Consider the following 18,018-nt stretch of genomic DNA (forward strand, 5'->3'; position numbering starts at 1 on the left):
CTTCCTCCTCTGCCTCTTTCTCTTGGCAACCCTGAAGCCCGGCCTCTCAAGAGTAACGCAAACGTCCATCCCGAAGATGCCTATCTCGGGGTCGTACTCGACGCCCGGTATGTTGATGTGCTCCTGTATCCCGAAGCAGAAGTTGCCGTGCTCGTCGAAGTTTCCGGCTTTGAGCTTCCTGTCAACGGCCTCAAGAAGCCTGTCGAGCATATTGTAAGCCCTCTCGCCGCGAAGGGTGACCTTAACCGCTATCGGCTCTCCCCTCCGGATGCCGAAGTCCCTGTTGGTCTGCTTTGCGCGCCTCCTTATCGGCTTCTGGCCGACGAGTCTCTCAAGTAGGGTCTCGGCCTTGGTCAGTCGCTCACCGCTCTCGCCCACGCCTATGTTAATGGTGAGCTTTGCTATCCTCGGCTTCCTCATCGGGTGGGCCTCCCAGTCCGCCAAAATGGCCTCTCTGTTGAGCTCCATCTTCTCTCACCTCACGGAAGGGAAATCACCGGCTTGTCCTTTCCAATGACGAAGGCGTAGTCCTTCAGGGTGTCGAACTTCTCACCGCTCTCGTCCTCGATGGTGACCACGTCCGGCCAGCCCATGGGGAAGCCCCTGATATCAACGACCCTGCCCTTCCTCGCGACGTTCTTACCCCTGGTAACGAAGACGTAGGAGCCTATCTCAAAGGGTATTACCTCCACTACCTCCCTCTCGGGGACGCTCATGAGGATCGTGTAGGCGGTTCTGTATGAATCCTTCTCCGCGAAGCTGACGATGCGGTTGCTGCCGTCGTGGAGGTTGAGCTGAACCTTGGCCCCCTTTACCATCCTCTTGTTGTTGATGCGGAAGGGCTTGAGCTTTGCCTCCTCCGCGCTTATTGGGTGAAGGATCAGCTTCCCTATTCTGTTCGGGAGGACCCTGTAGTGTTCACCTGTCTCCGGGATCGAGACAACGTCCATTATGCCCACCGGGAATTTGTAGTCCTTCCTGACCTTTCCGTCCACGAGAACCTTGCCCTCGTTGAGGATCTTCCTCGCCTCACGGGCCGTCTTGGCGTATCCGAGGTAGTCCCTCACTATGTAGAGGAGCGGCACCGACGTCTCCATCGCGTGCGGCCCGGGCCTCGGCCTGACGGCCCATTTGTACTTCTTCTTGGGCAGGTACCAGGAGGATGGAGCTGCAAGCCTCTTGAGGTGCCTCTTAGCACCCTTTCTCGCCATCAGCCAGCCCTCCTTTCAATTATGTTCTTCCTCTCCTCGTCCTTGAGGTTCAGTTCGATGATCATAACGTTCGAGGGGTGGATCGGGTAGAAGACCTCCGTGCCGTCGGTCTTCGTCATAGTGACACCCTCGACGTGTATCCTGTAGTTCTTGAGGTCAACTTCAACGACCTTGCCCTCCTTCTTGAACTCGCCCCTCATTATCCTTACTTTGTCCCCTTCCCTCACCGGGAGGTTCCTGATTCCGTACTTCTCCCTCAGCTCCCTGCTGAGCGGGGCTGCCATCATCTTGTGCCTCAGGTGAAGGGGAGCGTTGTAGAGGAACTTCCTCTGCTTTTTAGGCTGTTTTGACTTCAACCTCATCATCCTCACCTCACAGCACTATACTCGCTATGCTACCGAGCCTGACCCAGCGCTCGGCGGCCTCCCTCGCTATGGCGCCCCTGATCTCGGTCCCCCTCGGGACGCCCTCCGGGGTGACTATAGCCGCCGCGTTGTCCTCGAACTTAACGCGCATACCGTCAAGTCTCCTGTACTCCTTTCTCTGCCTGACTATGACGGCCCTGACCACCTGATGCCTCATGTCGGGCCTGCCCTTCTTGACCGTTGCAATGACCATGTCCCCAACGCCCGCGCTCGCAAGCCTTCTCCTCGTCCCCTTGTAGCCCACTACGCCGATTATCTGTATGACCTTGGCACCGCTGTTGTCCGCGACCTTGAGGTACGCACCAACTGGGAGGGCCCTCGTGGGCCTGACCGGGCTTATTCCCCTCGTTGCACCCGCACCCTTCTTGGCCATGATCACACCCCCTTGGCCCTCTCGGCTCTCTGGGTAACCGCGACGACCACGAAGCTCTTGGTCTTACTGATCGGCCGGGTCTCGACTATGAGAACCCTGTCCCCGACCTTGGCGTTCACGCACTCGGGGTTGTGGGCATGGATCCTGCTCCTCCTGAGCTCATAACGCTCGTACTTCTTGAGGTACTTGTAGTGCTGTCTCTCAACTATGACCGTTTTCTTGCCCTTGTCGCTGACCACGACGCCCTCAAAGTACCTACCGTGGATCTTCAGGTGCCCGTGCCACGGGCAGTTTGGATCGTCACATTTCTCAGCAGGGGGCTGAACCTTCAACCCTATCTCACTCATCTTTGCCACCTCTTCTTCAGTCTCATCTCGGGTCTTCCCACCAACACACCGCCCTCGACCACTATACGATCGCCGGCGGCCGTCTCAAACTCGAGTTCCACCACATCCTTTGGAACCGTCCAGACCCTATCACCGGCTATGGTTAGAGTGTTACGAGTCTCATCAAGGACATAGCCCTCGATGCCAACCAGCTCTGGATGGGACGCCCTTATAACCTTTGCTTTCAGCCCTATGAGCTCGTGCCAGATTATGTTCCTCCTCGTTACTCGACCTCGATGAGCTCCTCTGAGAACCCAAGGTCTCCGAGCAATTTCTTGACCCTTTCCCTGTGGTCGCCCTGAAGCTCTATCCTTCCCTTCTTCACGGTTCCGCCGCATGCCAACTTCGCCTTCAGTTTTTTTGCGATGTCCTCGAGGTCGAACTCTTTCTCGTCTATGCCCTCTATTATGGTCTTGAGCTTTCCGTACCGGGCCCTCTCTATGTAAACACGTATCCTCTGCTGTTCCTTCAGCACTTCCTTAAAGAGCATCTCATCCAGAGGGTTTACGATCCTCGGCACCTTAACCTCACCCTTTCCCTTCCCTAAGCTTCTCCTTCCTTATGGTAAGCAGGCGCGCTATATCGCGCCTGAGATCCCGGATGACCATGGGGTTCTCGGTGGACGTCCCCATGGTGAGCATGCCCTTCTCCTTGGCGAGCTCAAGGCGCAGCTGCTTTATCTTCTCGTCTATCTCCTCAACGCTCATCTCCCTGATCTCACTCGGCTTCATTGGTGCTCACCTCTTCCTCGACGGGCTTCTCAATAACCTCTATCTCATCCGGGAGCTTGGCATCGGGTGGCATGATGGACACCCTTACACCTATGACACCGAGCTTGAGCCTGGCCTGGGCATAGCCCCTGCTGACGAGGGTCTCCGCGGGGTTCCCGACCTTGGCAAGGTAGCCCTGGTAGAAGCGGACGCTTTTGGCCCTTTCACCGGTCAGCTTCCCACTCAGGCGGATTTCGACACCCCTCGCCCCGTTCCTCATTATGGCCCTTATTGCCGAGTAGGCTGCCCTTCTGAAGTGTATGCCCCTCTCAAGGGCCTGGGCCAAGCGAACCGCCTGGACTTTTGCGTTGAGGTAGGGGTTCTTTATCTCCTCGACCTCAATCTGGGGGTTCTCAAGGCCGAACTGCCTTTCAAGGGTTCTCGTAAGCTCCCTTATCCTTCTACCCCCACGCCCTATGACGTATCCAGGACTGGCGGCAAAGATCACGACCTTGGCTCCGAGCGGGGTCTTCTTCACGTCGAGACCCCCGTAGCCGGCCCTCCTGAGCTCCTTCTCAAGGAACTCATCGATGAGCATCTCCTTGACGCCTTCCCTGATGAAGTACCTCTCGATAGCCAACGGACTCACCTCCTGATCTCCTCGACGATTATCTCTATGTGCGTGGTCTCCTCGTTGAACGGGGTGGCCCTGCCGAAGGCCCTTGGAATGTACCCGCGGAGCACGGGGCCCCTGTGGGCCGCCGCGTGGATTATCTTGAGGCTGTCAGTGTCGAGGCCCTTCTGCTCGGCGTTGTTCCTTGCGTTTAGGAGCACCTTTCTCACGGCCTTTGCAACCTTGACCGGGTACCTGCCCGGACCAAAGCCCCTGCCCGGCTTGTGCCCCTGGCTGTCGTTGTGCCTCCTCATCGGAACCGGCCTCCTCTTGGCTATGACGTCGTCAAGGTATTTGAGGGCGTCGTTCAGCATCATACCCCTTATCTCCCTGAGGAGCTCAACGCTGTGCTTTGGGGATATCCTGAGATCCCTCCCGCTGGCCCTCGCCATTCTGTCCGGATCAAAATTTTGTATTGGAAACGAGTAGGAAAACCTGCCCCTGGTCATCCCCACCACCTCACTTCACGGCGACGAACATCGATGACCTCGTTGCACCGACACCCGGAGAGCCGTGCTGGACTATCTTCCTCGTCATGGCGAACTCACCGAGGTAGTGGCCGATCATCTCCTCCCTCACCTCAATGGGAACGAACTCCTTGCCGTTGTGAACGTGTATCGTAATGCCCACCATCTCGGGGAGGATAACCATGTCCCTGCTGTGGGTCTTTATGGGCTTCTTGTACTTGCCCTTCTTGGCAAGCCTTATCTTTCTGAGCAGTTTCTTCTGCTCTGGGGATAGACCGCGTTTAAGGCTCCTCCTCTGCCTGCTCGGCAGGAGCTTGGCGAAGTCCTCGAGTGACATGCTGAGCAGCTCATCGAGGGTGTACCCCCTGTACCTAAACTTCTTCTTTCTCGCCATCTTTCATCACTTCCTCCTACCAGTTCTTCTCGCGGCTATGTGGCCGACCTTCCTTCCAGGCGGTGCCCTGCGGGATATGGTTGAGGGCCTGCCTATGTGGTGCTCCTTGCCCCCGTACGGGTGGTTGACGGCGTTCATCTTGACGCCCCTCGGCTTCGGCCAGAACCTGTTTCTGGCTTTGGCTATGTAGTAAGCCTTTCCAGCCTTGACTATCGGCTTCTCAAGCCTTCCTCCACCAGCGACTACACCTATCGTAGCCCTGCAGCCGGGTTTGAACTGCTTGAGCTCGCCACTCGGGAGCTGGACTATAACCTTGTCCCTCTCCCTGCTGACCACGAGGGCGTACGTCCCCCCGGCGCGGACGTACTTACCGCCATCGCCGGGAACCCCTTCTATATCGTAGACGTAGGTTCCCTCCGGTATCTTTGCAAGCGGGAGCGTGTTGCCTATGGCTATCGGAGCTTCCGGACCTATATAAAGCTCCTGGCCCACGAGGATCCCTTCAGGCGCTATTATGAGCTTCTCTGTGCCGTCTTCGAACTTAACCCTGGCCACGGGGGCGGTTCTTCCAGGATCGTGCAGTATCTCAACGACCTTTCCCGCCACAGTCTTCTCCTTTGTAACATTAAGCGGAACATACCTCACGGCCCCCCTGTACCTGTGGGAGGGGGACCTGAAAGTGGGGCTTCCTTTGCCCCTCCTCTGCTGGATCAGACTCTTCCCCATCTCGCCTCACCCCGTCAGAACAATCCTATCCTGGCGGCAACCTCACTTGCGCTGTACTCGGGCTTGAGCTTAACGTAGGCCTTCTTTTCGCCTTTCATCGTGAAGAGGACGTTGACCTTCTCAACCTCAACCTCGAACATCTCTTCCACGGCCTTCTTGATATCGGTCTTCGTGGCCCGCTTGTCCACTATGAAGGTCAGCCTGTTCTCGCGCTCAATCAGTGAGACTGCCTTTTCAGTAACCACCGGCCTAACGATAACCTTGTACGGATCCATCTCGATCACCTTTGAAGCTCCTTCAGCTTCTCCAAGGCGCCCTTCGTCCAGAGGGTAAGCCTCCCCGGGTGGGTTCCGGGGGCCAAGAGCTCAACGCTGAGGTTGTCAACCGTTACTACATCGACGCCCGGGTGGTTCCTCGCACCCTGGACGATGCCCTCGTTCTTGGCGACGACAATGAGTGGGCCCTTCGCCCTCTTGTAGCGCCTTCCACGCATCTTGCCCTTTCCGGCGCGGATCTTGGTGCTCCTCTTAGCCCTTTCGATGTCGTCCCAGAGGCCGAGCTTCCTGAATATCTCCCTGGTCTGGGCGGTCTTGAAGACCTTCTCAAGGTCATCGGTAACAACGAGCGGGAAGGACGGGACGTTGTCCACGACATGCCCCCTACTCCTAACGAGGTCGGGGTTGGCGGTCGCAGCTATGGCGCTCATGAGGGCCAACTTCCGCTCCTTCTTGTTGATGCCCTCTCTGATCTTCTTCTCAACCTTTGGGGGATGGGTTCTCCTTCCTCCCCTCGCGAAGGGAACGAATGCGGCGAACCTCGGGGAGGTCTTTATCCTCTCAACCCTGGCCATTCCGTGCCCCTTGCCTATGTTCTCCGTGACGCGTCTCTTGCCTGCGAAGGGGCTCCTGCCCTGGGGTTGCACCCGATGAGTCCACGACGCTATAACGGCCCTCCTTATCAGGTCGGGCCTGAATGGAGTACTGAAGACCTCCGGGAGCTCAACTTCATCCACCGGCTCGCCTTCAAGGTTGAAGACTTTAACCTTCATCAATCTCACCTCACTGCTTGGACTCCCTACTGACGTAGGTTATCTGGGGCCTCTCGACGGGCGGCCTCTTTTTGGGAGGCCTTATAGCCGGCCTAACCCTCACTATCCTCTTAAAGGAGCCCGGGACAGTTCCCTCTATCATGAGGAAGTCGCTCCTTATAATACCGTAGTGTGGGAACCCTCCCTTCGGTGTTATCCCGATTTCCTCTGCTTTCTCCTCCTTTCCCTCTTTCTTGCCGAGCTTGAGCTTTCCGTTCTCCCCTATGGCTATGAGCCTCTTGTTGAACTCAGTCCTGTGGTGGAAGCCCATCTGACCGGCCAAGGGAACAGTCCACATAACCCTCGCCGGATGCCACGGTCCGAGGTTGCCTATGTGCCTCCCCTTTCCAGCCCTCTGAGCCTTGTGGAACTGAACCTTAACGCCCCACCTCTTGACCGGGCCCTGGGTTCCCTTGCCCTTGGTGACGGCTATGACGTCGAGGAGCTCTCCCTCACGGAGAACCTCGCCCGCCCTTATCTCCTTTCCGATCCTCTTCTTGGCGTACTCGAACTTTGCTTTAACGTCGTCGCCACCGATGGCGTACTCCATTACCTCAGGCTTCTTCTTGAGCTTGATGAGCCACGGCTGGGTGTGGACGAGGAGCCTTATGTCCACTATCTCGCCGTCGTTGACGAGATCCTCAAGCTGACCGAGCTTGGCTTTGAAGGCCTCCTCATTGTAGTCCTTGGGCAGGGTCTTCACGCGCCTCCTGACGTTGGGGTGGAGATCGTGGAACCAGACCTCGGTCGCTGTTTCAAGCCCGAGATAGCCCTGCCTGTAGGCCCTGATGCCGTAAACGAAGAGCGGTGGAACCTCAACTATTGTCACGGGCGTGAAGATTTCCTTGCCCTTGGTCAGTCCGGGGCTGTCGTCTATCATGAGGACGTGGGTCATGCCGGCTTTATAGCCTGCAAAGCCCAGCATCCTGACCTCGCTGTCCTCTGGCCATGCTCTAATACGGGGAACTACGCTCTTAGCCCTCTTTCTGGGGCTGAAGGCGAGTGAACCTCTCCTTGGTCTGTGAACCTTTCCCATCTCAATCCCTCCTCATGAGATTGAACACCGCAAGGGTTGCGAGCAACGCCTCCTCGGTACGGACGGTGGCCGTCCGCTGATTTGGAACCGTGTTGAGGATCGCATCGAAATCGAACTCCCCCCCAAGGAGTTCACCCACGCCCTTCTTTGGGGAGCCGAACACGAAGCCAACCTCCCCCCTTAAGGGCGGGATTTTAGCGTGCCTTACATCGCGGCCCATCCTCGATGTCGCGATTGTCACATTCAGGCCGGCCTTTTTAAGTGTTTTCGCCAGCGGTTTCCTGCTGAGGTGAACCCTGTAACCCCAGTACCCTGCGGGTTTCGCTGGTATTACCCTGAGGGGCCTCACCGAGACGACCTTGAAGGTTGCGCGTCCCTCTGCGTTCCCCTCAACCAGAGCGAGCTCGTCGAGCCCTATGTCCGCGTAGAGTCTCTTACCCCTTCTGAAGGCGAAGCCCTCCCGGATTTCTCCAACTCTGGGCTTTCCTTTGAGCTTGTGGTGCGGCGTCCTCAGCGGGGGGACGACACCGACGTATTTGAGCTCGGGCAGGAGGGGGAAGAGCCTCTTCCGCAGGTACTGGGGCGTTTCCATGTACTCAAGGACGAGCTTGATGAACCTGCCGTCCTTTCCGCCGGCTCTGTAAATCCAGATGTGCTCGACGCCGAAGATCGCGCAGGCCCTGGCAACCTGCCCAACCTTATACGTCCGTATCTTGGGGTCATCGGTCTCCTCAAGGAGTGAATCGGGGATGAAGATGTGCCAGGCCATTTTCCTTCATCCTGTCCCCACTGTCTCCCCTAAGCTGAAGGGAGCTTATGGGGACTATTTAAAAGGCTTTCGAACCCTGCAACCTTTTTTTAGGTTAGGAAGTGTGCAATTTTTTTGCAATCGGCCATTTACTTCCCAAAGCGCTGGTGAAACGCTTTTGAGCGTGAGATTCAAAAGTTTGCGCGTTGCATGTACTTTAATTTGAAGCCCTAAAGCCCTTAAGGATGGTGGAAATAACACCTCTTTCTCCAGGACACTATTCCTTCAGACCCAATGGTTTTGCTTCCTGGTCATTGCAATCAGGTTGCACTGAAGTGACCACTGCAAAACTTTTATACCTCGATGACCAATAAGCATCGGTGGTTCTCATGGGGAAGCTTGACTGGATTAGGGAGGAGCTCCAGGAGCTCAAGGAGAAGGGCCTTTACGTGACCATAAGGAAGCTTGAAAGCGCCCAGGGCCCGTGGGTTGTGGTCGACGGCAAGAAAGTTCTCAACATGTGCTCGAACAACTACCTCGGCCTCGCCGCGGCCCCCGAAATCAGGTACGCGGCGATAAGGGCCATCCTCGACTACGGTGTTGGAGCTGGAGCGGTTAGAACCATAGCCGGAACCATGGAGCTACACGTCGAGCTCGAAGAAAAACTTGCCAAGTTCAAGAAGAGGGAAGCCGCTATACTCTTCCAGAGCGGCTACAACGCCAACCTCGGTGCCCTGAGCGCCCTCCTGACCAAAAAGGACGACGGCGTGTTCATCAGCGAGGAGCTCAACCACGCGAGCATCATAGACGGAATGCGCCTCAGCGGCGCTCCCAAGGTAATCTACAAGCACCTCGATATGGAAGACCTCGAAAAGCGCCTCAAGGAGAACAAGGACAGGAAGAAGAAAATCATCGTCAGCGACGGCGTCTTCTCGATGGACGGCGATCTCGCGCCGGTTCCCGAGATGGCCGAGTTGGCGGAGCAGTACGACGCCATGCTCTACATAGACGACGCCCACGGTGAGGGTGTCCTCGGTGACAGCGGAAGGGGTATCGTGGATCACTTCAAGCTACATGAGAAGGTCGACTTCGAGATGGGAACGCTGAGCAAAGCCTTCGGTGTCATAGGCGGCTACGTCGCCGGTCCGGAGGAGGCCATAGACTACCTGAGACAGCGCGGAAGGCCCTTCCTCTTCTCAAGCGCCCCGAATCCGCCCGACGTCGCTGCCGCGATAGCAGCCGTAGAGATCCTCCAGAGGAGCGACGAGCTGGTTAAGAAGCTCTGGGACAACACCCACTTCCTCCAGAACGGATTAAAAGAGCTCGGCTACGACATAGGCCACACCAAGCACCCGATCACCCCGGTCATGCTCTACGACGAGAAGCTCGCCCAGGAGTTCAGCAGGCGCTTATACGACGAGTACAACATCTTCGCGCAGGCTATAGTGTATCCAACAGTCCCGCTCGGAACCGCGAGGATAAGGCTCGAACCTTCGGCAGGCCACAGCAAGGAGGATCTCCAGTACGTCCTCGATGCCTTCGAGGATCTCGGGAAGAAGACGGGCTTTTTGAAGTGAGGCTTTGTCGTTCTTTTCTCCTATTCTTCCAGCCTACCCCACAAACCGGCTATGACCCGAGACTCACCGGTTGCATCATCATTCAACCCCTTTACTCGGGCTTCTTTTGACTTGCTCTAAGAGGAAAACGCAACTCGGAACGAATTTACACTCGAAAAAAAAGGAAGAATTTTTATTTAAAATAAAAGGGAAGACTTATAAGGGAAAGTTGCACAGTAGACATTACAGACAACTTTATGAGGGTGAAACCCGTGAAGTGGAAGCCCTTATTTGCGATCCTGTTGGGACTGCTGATAATTGGTGTTCTAAGCTATACTCAAGCAACCCCCATAGGCGGTGCAAAAGTAATTCTCCTCGATGAGAATGGGAAAGCCTTGACAGATTACGGTAAGGTGTATTACACAGTCTGGACTTTCGAGAAGAACGGCAGCATAAAAACACTCCAGAGAGGTATGCTTGAAAAAAACTTCATATTCTCGGGCAACACGATAAAAATTCCATCCACACCCCTGAACCAGGCAAAAAACACTGCAGCGAGAATAGGCTCAAAAACCGCCTTCATTGGGATTGACGTGTGGATCGTGAAAAACGGAAAAGTCTACACTCTACCCCCAGAAAGCTTTGAAACCAAACTAACCAAAACCCTGCTCCCGGAAAACATCAAAATAAAAATAAACATGACAGAGGCTGTAATCAAAGACTTGAAAGAACTCAAAACAGCTCCCCCCAAATCCTCACTTCAACCCACGGCTCACGATATTTACTACACGTGGAAAACCGAGTCCCAAAAATCGTACACCAACGTGAAAATACCAATCCTGATCATCAAAAACAACGTCTCGAGTGATATCCACGGATCGGCTTACTTAGGAGTAATAGTCCAGAAGTACTGGGGACCGGACGTTACAGTAGCGTTTGGAGACGAGATATCGAAGAAAGTCAAGTTCGACCCAAGCTCCATAGAAGTCAAAATCCTTGGAAGATCAACAACTGATTATTACGCAGGAGGATATTATGTCACGGTTCCAGACCGCTCTTGGGGTTACGTGTGGATCAGAGGGACTGTCCACTACATCTACCAAAAGGAGTACCTATGCACGGCATGGTGCCATCCAACGGGAAACGAAAGATACTTTGCAAAAATAGACGGCTTCACCGTAGACAGAGTCGGCGAGAGAGTTAAGCACATAGAGAGTGGTTCAACCCTTGGAAGACCCCCTTACAACTTTCCAAGCAGTTGGATGGAAAAATCAGAGGGGATAACCGTTGGGATAAACGAGTCAGTATCACTCTGCGAGTTCTACGATAGAATCTACGCAGGAAGTGACGGCTACAGTTTCGGCGTGGGGGTACCCGTTGGGGCAATCTTAGATGCTCTGGCAGATGGAAGTCTCCCATCGTGGTTTAACGTTATAACCGTCGGCTTCAGCACTGGTGATCACTCGAGCTATGTCATGCTTGGCGGGGTAGATAACAAGGGGCCGCCCACTCCCGTAACCTTCCATGCGATGGAGAGTAACTACAAGCTTAGAATTCCAGTACACCACTGGTACGGCACGAGCTATGAAGACGTGAACGTCCCAATTGGCCTATACGTTGAAGCCGGCTACAGTGAATATCCATCGCCCGGAGATCCGTCCCCAGTGCCCTGCTTCAAAGGGCGATGCCCCAACTATGAAAATCCAGAGAATGGAAAGAGTTAATAGGAGTAAATTTTTATTCTTCCCAAACTATTGGAGTGTGAGAAATGGGACATAAAACACCACCAAAGAAACTTATCTTCGTTGATAATCTCATAAGAGGATTTCTAAGTTTCGGCCTCTTGGGTTCATTCTTCGGAATCATCATCTACGCGGTCTCCAAATCCCTTTGGACCACCGCAGAGTTCAGCCTCGCTCTCTGGATTATAACATCCCCTCTGGTATACTTCAGGATTTACAACCCTGCACTGAAGTGGTTAGTGGATGAGCGGGGAAAGCCATACTCGCGGGCAAAAAGGGAGGCCGAACGGGTCGCTAAGACGTTTGCCCTTGAGTGGGCGGTCCTACTCTCCCTGGCGAGCATTACTGGGGCGGCTTTATTCTCAATGATTTACCCAAACGTTTTACTCGGGGTTCTGCTTGTGGTTGCAAGTTCAGCAGTGTGGGGTTACATACACGCAAAGATTCTCGCACCCGCTTACACCCCAATAGCAAGCTCCAAGAAAATTCTCTGGATCTCAAGGAAGATATGGGGAAAGTCAGCGGAGCAGAGCCTTACCAGTCCAAAAACAGACCCTTGAAGTGAGACTTGACCTTTTTCTCCTCCAAGCCTCGCCCTTCACGGCGGACAGGAGGTTAGATAAGCCACGCCGAAAGGATGGCTGAGGGGCCTGCCCATATCAATGCGAAAATTAGTACTCCCACCAGTAACCTCATCTTATTCCCCCATTGGGGAAATTCTCCCTTCTATTTGAAAGATTTTACAGCGGAGATCAAATTGAAACAAACTGAGAATTGCGTAGCTCTCAAAACTTCATCCACTCGATCCTGTAATAGACCACATCCCCGTCATCGTCAACGACCGCCATTATCATCTCCTTCCTTACACCGTGGGCAACGCGGACGCGTGCTGTCACATCGTGAGGGGTCAGCGTTTTGTGCTCTGGAACAACCCACACGAGCCACTGAGCGTGCTCCTCCATTCCCCTCCTGTAAACACGGAAGTGGGAGCCGAACTTTAAACCGGACTTCACAGTGTAGCCCCTGTCGCGCAGATCCTTGTAGACGAGGTACTTGGCATCGAAGAGCTCGTCCCCTTTCCTGCCCAGTTTCATTATCTCCTCCAAGGAGAGCTTCTTCTTGCCATCCCTGACTTCTATCTTCCCCCTCTCTGTTAAATAGGCCGCCTCAAGGAGGGACAGGAAGACCTTCCCGTTTACGAGCTTTCCGTAGTGGCGGTTGTTGTACAGGCCATCGACTGCGTTCTTGTCTGTTGAAAACGCCCTGTTCCCGCTGAGGTGGAAGATTATCATCAGTTACCCCTCCACTCCTCCGCCGGGAGGATCATGTAGTAGGCGTCCTCGCCGTCCGAATAATAGCCCATTATCCTCTTGACCTTCCTGAATCCAAAGCGCTCGTAGAGCTTTATGGCCCGGGTGTTGCTGGTCCTCACCTCAAGCCCCACGTACCTCGCCCCCCTCTTTATAAGCCTCTCTATGGCCTCCGTGAGGAGGGCGGAGCCTATGCCCTTTCCCCGGTAATTGGGATCAACGGCTATGCTCATTATGTGCCCTTCAAGGTCAGGTCTCATATAGGCCATGATGTAGCCGATGATCCTCCCGGCGTACTCGGCCACGAGAAACGTATCCGGGTTGTTCTCAAGGAACAGGAGAAAAATCCCCCTCGGATAGGCCTCCCTAAAAGACTCCCTCTCGATCCGCATGACATCCGAGATGTCGAAGATCTTGGCCGGCCGTATCACCACCATCTGGAGCGGAATCTTCCCCGCAACCTCCCTCGAGGACGTGCTCATGTTAGTATTTAGCCCCCCTGAGATTTTTAAGGTTGAGGGCTGGCTGAAAGCTTTAAAAGGTTGGACAAAAACTCCAGCCCATGAGGGGCCGCACCGTCTTCACCCTCCTGCTCCTGCTCTCGGCCATATCTCTCTTTGCCGGGGTGTACATAGGCTCGGTCAGCCTGTCCCCGAGTGACGTGACCTCCTCCATCGTTTACGGCATTGAAAGATCCCTCCCCGGATTTTCCGTCCCCCACGCAAAGCCCCGTTTCTTCATAATAGTCTGGGAACTGCGCCTCCCCCGGGTTCTCATGGCCTACCTCGTCGGCCTATCCCTGGCCTCGGCGGGCGTTGCTTCCCAGGCCCTCTTTAAGAATCCAATGGCAGACCCCTATCTCCTCGGCATAAGCGGTGGAGCCGGTGTAGGGGCGGCCGTAGGCTTTGAGTACTTCCCCTCCCATGTCTCCCTCCTCGCCTTTGCCTTCTCCCTCCTCGCGGTTTACACCGTCTACTCCATCTCGAAGGTTAACGGCAGGATCCCCGTGGACACCCTGCTCCTCTCGGGGGTTGCCTTCGGCTTCATGGCAGGGGCGGTTACCTCCTACTTCGTTTCCATCGGGAAGAACTCTCACCTCACGTACATGTGGCTGATGGGAAGCTTCAGTGCCTCTGGATGGGGGGATGTAGCAGAGCTCTCCCTCGTGCTCGCCCTCGGTTTGCCCTTCTTCCTCTGGAAATGGAGGGAGCTTAACCTGCTCCTGTTCGGGGAGGAGAGCGTTACCCTTGGTTTGAACGTCCAGAGGTTCAGGAAGGAAGTTATATTCTTTGTAACCCTTCTGACCTCGGTTCCAGTCGCGAGCGCTGGCATAATCGGCTTCGTGGGACTGATATCACCCCACATAGCGAGGCTCTTGGTGGGACCGAACCACCGCAGGCTAACTCCCGCGGCGGCCCTGGTCGGGGGAAGCCTCATGGTTGCGGCAGACTTGGTGGCGAGGACTGTGGCGCGTCCCACTGAGATACCCGTTGGCATAGTCACCGCCATGCTGGGCGGCCCCTTCTTCCTGTACCTCCTGAGAAAACACAAGAGGGGTGAGCTGAGGAGATGAAGCTCTCCGTTAATGTATCCTTCTCCTACGGGAGCAGAAGGGTTCTGCGGGATGTTGCGTTCTCCGCTGAGAGGGGGGAACTTATAGCCGTCATAGGGCCCAACGGCGCTGGGAAGAGCACCCTCCTGAAGTGTATCTCGGGTATACTGAAGCCGGAGGGGAGAGTTGAGCTTGACTCCCTTGACGTCCTCTCCCTGTCGCCACGGGAAAGGGCGCGGCTCATAGCTTACGTTCCCCAGAGCTCGTATCCGGAGTTCAACTTCACTGTCCGTGAGTTCGTTGAGATGGGGACGTACTTCACAGGCGGCAGCGTTGATGAGGCACTCGCTAAGGTGGGCATGCTTGAGAGGGGCGGTGAGTCAATCATGAAGCTCTCCGGCGGTGAGTACCAGCTCGTTATGATAGCCCGGGCACTTGCCCAGAACCCAAGGGTTATGCTCCTCGACGAGCCGACGAGCCACCTTGATATTAACCACGCCCTCTCGGTCATGGAGCTGCTTTCCTCCCTGAAAGAGGAGAAGATCCTGATCACGGTGCTCCACGACCTTGATCTGGCGATAAGGTACGCCGACAGGGTCATAATCCTCAGCTCTGGAAGGAAAGTCTGGGAGGGAAGCGTGGGTGAGCTCACTCCCAAGATCCTCGAAGGGGTTTACGGGAGCAGGTTTGAGTTCGTGGAGGGAAAGCTTGGAAGGGGGCTCATAGCGGCCCTCGATTCCAAACCTTTAAATCCCCTTTGATTGTGTTATCCTTAGGTGAGGTGAAATGGAGAAGAAGACCGGGACCACCACGGTGGGCATAAAGGTTAAAGACGCGGTAATACTCGCCGCGGACACCCAAGCGTCCTTAGGAAACATGGTCGAGAGCATCAACATAAGGAAAATCCTCCCCATAACGGATAGAATAGCGATAACGACCGCCGGCAGCGTGGGCGATGTTCAAGCCCTCGCGAGAATGTTGGAGGCGCAGGCGAGGTACTACCAGTTCACCTGGGGCCGGCCGATGACCACAAGGGCCATGGCCCATCTCCTCAGCAACATCCTCAACGAGAACAAGTGGTTTCCATACATGGTTCAGATACTCATAGGGGGTTATGTGGACGAGCCCGAACTGGCAAGCCTCGATGCACTCGGTGGTCTCGTATTCGAGAAGTACACTGCTACCGGTTCTGGAAGCCCATTTGCCATAGCGGTCATCGAAGACGGTTACAGGGAGGGAATGGAAATTGAAGAGGCCAAGGATCTCGTCATCCGCGCCGTAAAGACCGCCGGTAAGAGGGACGTCTACACGGGGAGCAAGAAGGTTCAGGTTCTCCTCATAACGCGGGAGGGCATGAAGGAGGAGTTCATTGAGTTCAAAGACTGACCGATCTTTTTTGGATGGGAGTGCTATGAACCGATATTTCTCCCCCCCAGTGACTCCGCCCTTTTTCATTCTCCTGCTCCTCCTCTTTCTCATCTTCTTCACGATCTTCTCCAGCCTTGTAACAGTTGCTTTCCAACGACTTGGCATACCCCCGTCTGTTGCCTACCTGCTCTTCCTCTTCTCAATCTTAGGGAGCTTCATCAACATACCCGTGGCCGAGAAGAGGTCTTACGCCCCGGTGCTGACCGTCAGGGAGGTTAGGTTCTTTGGGGTCTCGTATCCGGTTCCGTACGTCCAACTGGCCGAGCAGAAGGTTATCATAGCTGTGAACGCCGGTGGGGCCCTCGTTCCCCTCAGTGTTGTGGTGTACGAGTTCGTCCACCTTTTGGAACTCAACGCCTACTTAACCGTCATCAAGGTGACTTTGGGCATAGCCCTTTCGGCAGTAATCAGCCACGCCTTCTCAAGGCCGGTTAGGGGGCTTGGCATAGCGGTTCCAACGTTGATCCCACCCCTCATGGCGGCACTGAGCGCACTCCTCCTCGGTGGGCCTTACAAACCCGCTATAGCCTATGCCAGCGGCACCCTCGGTGTCCTGATAGGGGCTGATCTCATGAACCTCCAACACATGAAGGAGCTCGGGGCCCCGATGGTGAGCATAGGCGGAGCCGGGACGTTTGATGGCATATTCTTAGCGGGGGTTATAGCGGTGCTCCTTGTTTGACTCCCCTCTGTAATAGTCGGGTTTTTAAAGGGGGAAGATTTACAGGTGTGTGGTAAAGGAGGGATGGCAATGATAGTCGTTGGCTCCGGGGCCCGTCATCTCACCAAGGAGATAGAGCGCATTGGCGGGGAGCTTGCCCGCGTTGAGATAAAGAAGTTCCCGGACGGGGAGAAGTACGTGAGGGTTCTATCGTCGGGTGATGAGGTTACAGTTGTGCAGTCCACTTACAAACCCCAGGACGAGAACATAGTTGAGGCGTTGATACTCGGGGATGCCCTGAGGGAGAGGGGCTTTAAGAAACTTCGGCTCCTCGTTCCGTACTTAGCATACTCCCGGCAGGACAGGGTTACCCACGAGGGGGAGCCAGTGAGCGTCAGGGCGGTTTTGAAGGCATTGGGCATCTACTACGATGAGCTTTACGTTGTTGACGTACACAACCCGGAGACCCTGAGGTTCTTCCCGGGCAAGGCCGTTAACGTCTTCCCTGCCAGGGCCATAGCCGAGTACTTCGCAGAGAAGCTCGGGGAGGGCATAGTCCTTGCACCTGACAGGGGGGCGAGGGCGCGAGCCGAGGCGGTGGCCAAGAGGCTCGGGCTTGAACACAGCCACTTTGAGAAGCACAGGATCTCCCCAACTGAGGTCGAGATAAGGCCCGTCGATATAGACGTTGAAGGGAAGAACGTTCTGATAGTGGACGATATAATCAGCACGGGGGGAACGATTATGAAGGTGGCATCGATACTGAAGCGAATGGGAGCTGGGAGGATATTCGTGGGCGTCACCCATGGGGTCTTTGCGGAGGGAGCCGTAGAGCGCGTCAGTAGAGCCGTCGATGAGCTCGCCGTTACGAACACGATCCCAACTCCCGTGTCGAGGATAAACATCGTGCCCGACCTCTTGGGGTTAAGGGGATGATTTTGCAGAAATTTTTCATTACTGGGATCTGCCCCTATTGGGTGGAGCGCTCGAAAAGGGCGCCAAGCCCGGGCGCCACGACGGCGGCGTCGGGGGGAACGGGTGCAAAGCACCCACGCATGAACCCCGCCCTCCAGCCCGGGTCACATCAACTTGCGCTCCCGAGGAAACGCCGAAAGGCGGACCCCTCGGGGGTAAGGCAGGCTTGACATCCCGACCAAACCCCGGACGGGAATTTTTGGTACTTCCCCCTTGAGGGAAGTCCCACCGGCCGTACTCCTTGCTCAATTCCGGTTGATCCTGCCGGAGGCCACTGCTATGGGGGTCCGACTAAGCCATGCGAGTCACGGGGTCCCTTCGGGGACACCGGCGGACGGCTCAGTAACACGTCGGTAACCTACCCTCGGGAGGGGGATAACCCCGGGAAACTGGGGCTAATCCCCCATAGGCCTGGGGTACTGGAAGGTCCCCAGGCCGAAAGGGTCTCTGACCGCCCGAGGATGGGCCGGCGGCCGATTAGGTAGTTGGTGGGGTAACGGCCCACCAAGCCGAAGATCGGTACGGGCCATGAGAGTGGGAGCCCGGAGATGGACACTG

26 protein-coding genes and 1 rRNA gene are annotated in these 18,018 nt (G+C 55.5%); 9 read left to right on the forward strand and 18 right to left on the reverse strand.

The features are described 5' to 3' along the window. The 16 genes from MVB78_RS05825 to MVB78_RS05900 all read right to left on the reverse strand — a co-directional run. Positions 1-468: 50S ribosomal protein L5 (locus tag MVB78_RS05825; RefSeq protein ID WP_297489147.1), on the reverse strand; the 468-nt coding region annotated here is incomplete at its 3' end. A gap of 11 nt (positions 469-479) precedes the next feature. Then, positions 480-1,211, reverse strand: a complete 732-nt coding sequence (locus tag MVB78_RS05830) for a 30S ribosomal protein S4e (RefSeq protein ID WP_297489150.1) — start codon at positions 1,209-1,211, stop codon at positions 480-482. After that, positions 1,211-1,573 carry a 50S ribosomal protein L24 gene (gene rplX / locus MVB78_RS05835; RefSeq protein WP_297489153.1) on the reverse strand — a complete coding sequence of 121 codons (363 nt, stop codon included), beginning with the start codon at positions 1,571-1,573 and terminating at the stop codon, positions 1,211-1,213. Before rplX ends, MVB78_RS05830 begins: the two co-directional genes overlap by 1 nt. A gap of 10 nt (positions 1,574-1,583) precedes the next feature. Then, a complete protein-coding gene (locus MVB78_RS05840) occupies positions 1,584-2,009 on the reverse strand; it encodes a 50S ribosomal protein L14 (protein ID WP_297489156.1) in 426 nt (141 codons plus the stop codon). Positions 2,010-2,011: 2 nt separating this feature from the next. Then, complete coding sequence (locus MVB78_RS05845; RefSeq protein WP_297489159.1) at positions 2,012-2,356, reverse strand: 30S ribosomal protein S17; 345 nt, start codon at positions 2,354-2,356, stop codon at positions 2,012-2,014. Next, on the reverse strand, positions 2,353-2,733 hold the full coding sequence (locus tag MVB78_RS05850; protein ID WP_297489162.1) for a ribonuclease P protein component 1: 381 nt from the start codon (positions 2,731-2,733) through the stop codon (positions 2,353-2,355). Before MVB78_RS05850 ends, MVB78_RS05845 begins: the two co-directional genes overlap by 4 nt. Continuing rightward, entirely contained in the window at positions 2,619-2,885 is a 267-nt protein-coding gene (gene yciH, locus MVB78_RS05855) for a stress response translation initiation inhibitor YciH (RefSeq protein ID WP_297489213.1), read from the reverse strand. The genes MVB78_RS05850 and yciH overlap by 115 nt, the downstream gene beginning before the upstream one ends. A gap of 37 nt (positions 2,886-2,922) precedes the next feature. Then, positions 2,923-3,126, reverse strand: coding sequence for a 50S ribosomal protein L29 (gene rpmC, locus MVB78_RS05860; protein WP_297489165.1), 204 nt, complete (start codon positions 3,124-3,126; stop codon positions 2,923-2,925). Continuing rightward, positions 3,113-3,745 carry a 30S ribosomal protein S3 gene (locus MVB78_RS05865; RefSeq protein WP_297489168.1) on the reverse strand — a complete coding sequence of 211 codons (633 nt, stop codon included), beginning with the start codon at positions 3,743-3,745 and terminating at the stop codon, positions 3,113-3,115. Before MVB78_RS05865 ends, rpmC begins: the two co-directional genes overlap by 14 nt. A gap of 5 nt (positions 3,746-3,750) precedes the next feature. Then, on the reverse strand, positions 3,751-4,227 hold the full coding sequence (rplV, locus tag MVB78_RS05870) for a 50S ribosomal protein L22 (protein ID WP_297489216.1): 477 nt from the start codon (positions 4,225-4,227) through the stop codon (positions 3,751-3,753). 10 nt (positions 4,228-4,237) lie between these two features. Continuing rightward, positions 4,238-4,639 (reverse strand): 30S ribosomal protein S19, encoded by a 402-nt coding sequence (locus tag MVB78_RS05875; RefSeq protein WP_297489171.1) that lies wholly within the window; start codon positions 4,637-4,639, stop codon positions 4,238-4,240. A gap of 6 nt (positions 4,640-4,645) precedes the next feature. Then, positions 4,646-5,365 (reverse strand): 50S ribosomal protein L2, encoded by a 720-nt coding sequence (locus MVB78_RS05880; RefSeq protein ID WP_297489174.1) that lies wholly within the window; start codon positions 5,363-5,365, stop codon positions 4,646-4,648. Between the two features lie 14 nt (positions 5,366-5,379). Next, entirely contained in the window at positions 5,380-5,640 is a 261-nt protein-coding gene (locus MVB78_RS05885) for a 50S ribosomal protein L23 (protein ID WP_297489177.1), read from the reverse strand. A 5-nt stretch (positions 5,641-5,645) separates the two neighbouring features. Then, positions 5,646-6,413 carry a 50S ribosomal protein L4 gene (rpl4p, locus tag MVB78_RS05890; RefSeq protein ID WP_297489180.1) on the reverse strand — a complete coding sequence of 256 codons (768 nt, stop codon included), beginning with the start codon at positions 6,411-6,413 and terminating at the stop codon, positions 5,646-5,648. A gap of 10 nt (positions 6,414-6,423) precedes the next feature. Further along, positions 6,424-7,488, reverse strand: a complete 1,065-nt coding sequence (locus MVB78_RS05895; RefSeq protein WP_297489183.1) for a 50S ribosomal protein L3 — start codon at positions 7,486-7,488, stop codon at positions 6,424-6,426. A 1-nt stretch (position 7,489) separates the two neighbouring features. Then, a complete protein-coding gene (locus MVB78_RS05900; RefSeq protein WP_297489186.1) occupies positions 7,490-8,257 on the reverse strand; it encodes a putative RNA uridine N3 methyltransferase in 768 nt (255 codons plus the stop codon). A 368-nt stretch (positions 8,258-8,625) separates the two neighbouring features. On the opposite strand from MVB78_RS05900, the gene MVB78_RS05905 reads away from it, so the two are divergent. The 3 genes from MVB78_RS05905 (at position 8,626) to MVB78_RS05915 (ending at position 12,094) form a co-directional block, all read left to right on the forward strand. Further along, positions 8,626-9,813, forward strand: coding sequence for a glycine C-acetyltransferase (locus MVB78_RS05905; RefSeq protein WP_297489219.1), 1,188 nt, complete (start codon positions 8,626-8,628; stop codon positions 9,811-9,813). Positions 9,814-10,064: 251 nt separating this feature from the next. Beyond that, complete coding sequence (locus MVB78_RS05910; protein ID WP_297489189.1) at positions 10,065-11,516, forward strand: hypothetical protein; 1,452 nt, start codon at positions 10,065-10,067, stop codon at positions 11,514-11,516. A 44-nt stretch (positions 11,517-11,560) separates the two neighbouring features. Next, the gene (locus MVB78_RS05915) at positions 11,561-12,094 is read left to right on the forward strand and encodes a hypothetical protein (RefSeq protein ID WP_297489192.1); all 534 of its coding nucleotides are present in this window, start codon (positions 11,561-11,563) and stop codon (positions 12,092-12,094) included. A 225-nt stretch (positions 12,095-12,319) separates the two neighbouring features. On the opposite strand, the gene endA is transcribed toward MVB78_RS05915, so the two are convergent. Both endA and rimI read right to left on the reverse strand, forming a co-directional pair. Next, on the reverse strand, positions 12,320-12,826 hold the full coding sequence (gene endA / locus MVB78_RS05920; RefSeq protein ID WP_297489194.1) for a tRNA-intron lyase: 507 nt from the start codon (positions 12,824-12,826) through the stop codon (positions 12,320-12,322). Beyond that, entirely contained in the window at positions 12,826-13,326 is a 501-nt protein-coding gene (gene rimI, locus MVB78_RS05925; protein WP_297489198.1) for a ribosomal protein S18-alanine N-acetyltransferase, read from the reverse strand. Before rimI ends, endA begins: the two co-directional genes overlap by 1 nt. A gap of 80 nt (positions 13,327-13,406) precedes the next feature. On the opposite strand from rimI, the gene MVB78_RS05930 reads away from it, so the two are divergent. The 6 genes from MVB78_RS05930 to MVB78_RS05955 all read left to right on the forward strand — a co-directional run. Next, on the forward strand, positions 13,407-14,417 hold the full coding sequence (locus MVB78_RS05930; protein ID WP_297489201.1) for an iron ABC transporter permease: 1,011 nt from the start codon (positions 13,407-13,409) through the stop codon (positions 14,415-14,417). Beyond that, positions 14,414-15,157: an ABC transporter ATP-binding protein gene (locus tag MVB78_RS05935; protein WP_297489204.1), complete on the forward strand. Its 744-nt coding sequence runs from the start codon at positions 14,414-14,416 to the stop codon at positions 15,155-15,157. Before MVB78_RS05930 ends, MVB78_RS05935 begins: the two co-directional genes overlap by 4 nt. Positions 15,158-15,182: 25 nt before the next feature. Continuing rightward, complete coding sequence (gene psmB, locus MVB78_RS05940) at positions 15,183-15,782, forward strand: archaeal proteasome endopeptidase complex subunit beta (RefSeq protein WP_297489207.1); 600 nt, start codon at positions 15,183-15,185, stop codon at positions 15,780-15,782. 25 nt (positions 15,783-15,807) lie between these two features. Continuing rightward, complete coding sequence (locus tag MVB78_RS05945; protein WP_297489210.1) at positions 15,808-16,506, forward strand: DUF1614 domain-containing protein; 699 nt, start codon at positions 15,808-15,810, stop codon at positions 16,504-16,506. A gap of 69 nt (positions 16,507-16,575) precedes the next feature. Next, entirely contained in the window at positions 16,576-17,421 is an 846-nt protein-coding gene (locus MVB78_RS05950) for a ribose-phosphate diphosphokinase (RefSeq protein ID WP_297489222.1), read from the forward strand. Positions 17,422-17,708: 287 nt separating this feature from the next. After that, a 16S ribosomal RNA gene (locus MVB78_RS05955) occupies positions 17,709-18,018 on the forward strand; the annotation flags it as partial.

This window comes from Thermococcus sp., from assembly GCF_026991495.1.
Taxonomy (GTDB): Archaea; Methanobacteriota_B; Thermococci; order Thermococcales; family Thermococcaceae; genus Thermococcus.

What these genes read in the sequence shown, in the direction of transcription:
- MVB78_RS05830 (WP_297489150.1), bottom strand. Translation starts at nt 1,211, where the DNA reads ATGGCGAGAAAGGGTGCTAAGAGGCACCTCAAGAGGCTTGCAGCTCCA.
- rplX (WP_297489153.1), bottom strand. Translation starts at nt 1,573, where the DNA reads ATGAGGTTGAAGTCAAAACAGCCTAAAAAGCAGAGGAAGTTCCTCTAC.
- MVB78_RS05840 (WP_297489156.1), bottom strand. Translation starts at nt 2,009, where the DNA reads ATGGCCAAGAAGGGTGCGGGTGCAACGAGGGGAATAAGCCCGGTCAGG.
- MVB78_RS05845 (WP_297489159.1), bottom strand. Translation starts at nt 2,356, where the DNA reads ATGAGTGAGATAGGGTTGAAGGTTCAGCCCCCTGCTGAGAAATGTGAC.
- MVB78_RS05850 (WP_297489162.1), bottom strand. Translation starts at nt 2,733, where the DNA reads ATGCGGCGGAACCGTGAAGAAGGGAAGGATAGAGCTTCAGGGCGACCA.
- yciH (WP_297489213.1), bottom strand. Translation starts at nt 2,885, where the DNA reads ATGCTCTTTAAGGAAGTGCTGAAGGAACAGCAGAGGATACGTGTTTAC.
- rpmC (WP_297489165.1), bottom strand. Translation starts at nt 3,126, where the DNA reads ATGAAGCCGAGTGAGATCAGGGAGATGAGCGTTGAGGAGATAGACGAG.
- rplV (WP_297489216.1), bottom strand. Translation starts at nt 4,227, where the DNA reads ATGACCAGGGGCAGGTTTTCCTACTCGTTTCCAATACAAAATTTTGAT.
- MVB78_RS05875 (WP_297489171.1), bottom strand. Translation starts at nt 4,639, where the DNA reads ATGGCGAGAAAGAAGAAGTTTAGGTACAGGGGGTACACCCTCGATGAG.
- MVB78_RS05880 (WP_297489174.1), bottom strand. Translation starts at nt 5,365, where the DNA reads ATGGGGAAGAGTCTGATCCAGCAGAGGAGGGGCAAAGGAAGCCCCACT.
- MVB78_RS05885 (WP_297489177.1), bottom strand. Translation starts at nt 5,640, where the DNA reads ATGGATCCGTACAAGGTTATCGTTAGGCCGGTGGTTACTGAAAAGGCA.
- rpl4p (WP_297489180.1), bottom strand. Translation starts at nt 6,413, where the DNA reads ATGAAGGTTAAAGTCTTCAACCTTGAAGGCGAGCCGGTGGATGAAGTT.
- MVB78_RS05895 (WP_297489183.1), bottom strand. Translation starts at nt 7,488, where the DNA reads ATGGGAAAGGTTCACAGACCAAGGAGAGGTTCACTCGCCTTCAGCCCC.
- MVB78_RS05900 (WP_297489186.1), bottom strand. Translation starts at nt 8,257, where the DNA reads ATGGCCTGGCACATCTTCATCCCCGATTCACTCCTTGAGGAGACCGAT.
- MVB78_RS05905 (WP_297489219.1), top strand. Translation starts at nt 8,626, where the DNA reads ATGGGGAAGCTTGACTGGATTAGGGAGGAGCTCCAGGAGCTCAAGGAG.
- MVB78_RS05915 (WP_297489192.1), top strand. Translation starts at nt 11,561, where the DNA reads ATGGGACATAAAACACCACCAAAGAAACTTATCTTCGTTGATAATCTC.
- endA (WP_297489194.1), bottom strand. Translation starts at nt 12,826, where the DNA reads ATGATAATCTTCCACCTCAGCGGGAACAGGGCGTTTTCAACAGACAAG.
- rimI (WP_297489198.1), bottom strand. Translation starts at nt 13,326, where the DNA reads ATGAGCACGTCCTCGAGGGAGGTTGCGGGGAAGATTCCGCTCCAGATG.
- MVB78_RS05930 (WP_297489201.1), top strand. Translation starts at nt 13,407, where the DNA reads ATGAGGGGCCGCACCGTCTTCACCCTCCTGCTCCTGCTCTCGGCCATA.
- MVB78_RS05935 (WP_297489204.1), top strand. Translation starts at nt 14,414, where the DNA reads ATGAAGCTCTCCGTTAATGTATCCTTCTCCTACGGGAGCAGAAGGGTT.
- psmB (WP_297489207.1), top strand. Translation starts at nt 15,183, where the DNA reads ATGGAGAAGAAGACCGGGACCACCACGGTGGGCATAAAGGTTAAAGAC.
- MVB78_RS05945 (WP_297489210.1), top strand. Translation starts at nt 15,808, where the DNA reads ATGAACCGATATTTCTCCCCCCCAGTGACTCCGCCCTTTTTCATTCTC.
- MVB78_RS05950 (WP_297489222.1), top strand. Translation starts at nt 16,576, where the DNA reads ATGATAGTCGTTGGCTCCGGGGCCCGTCATCTCACCAAGGAGATAGAG.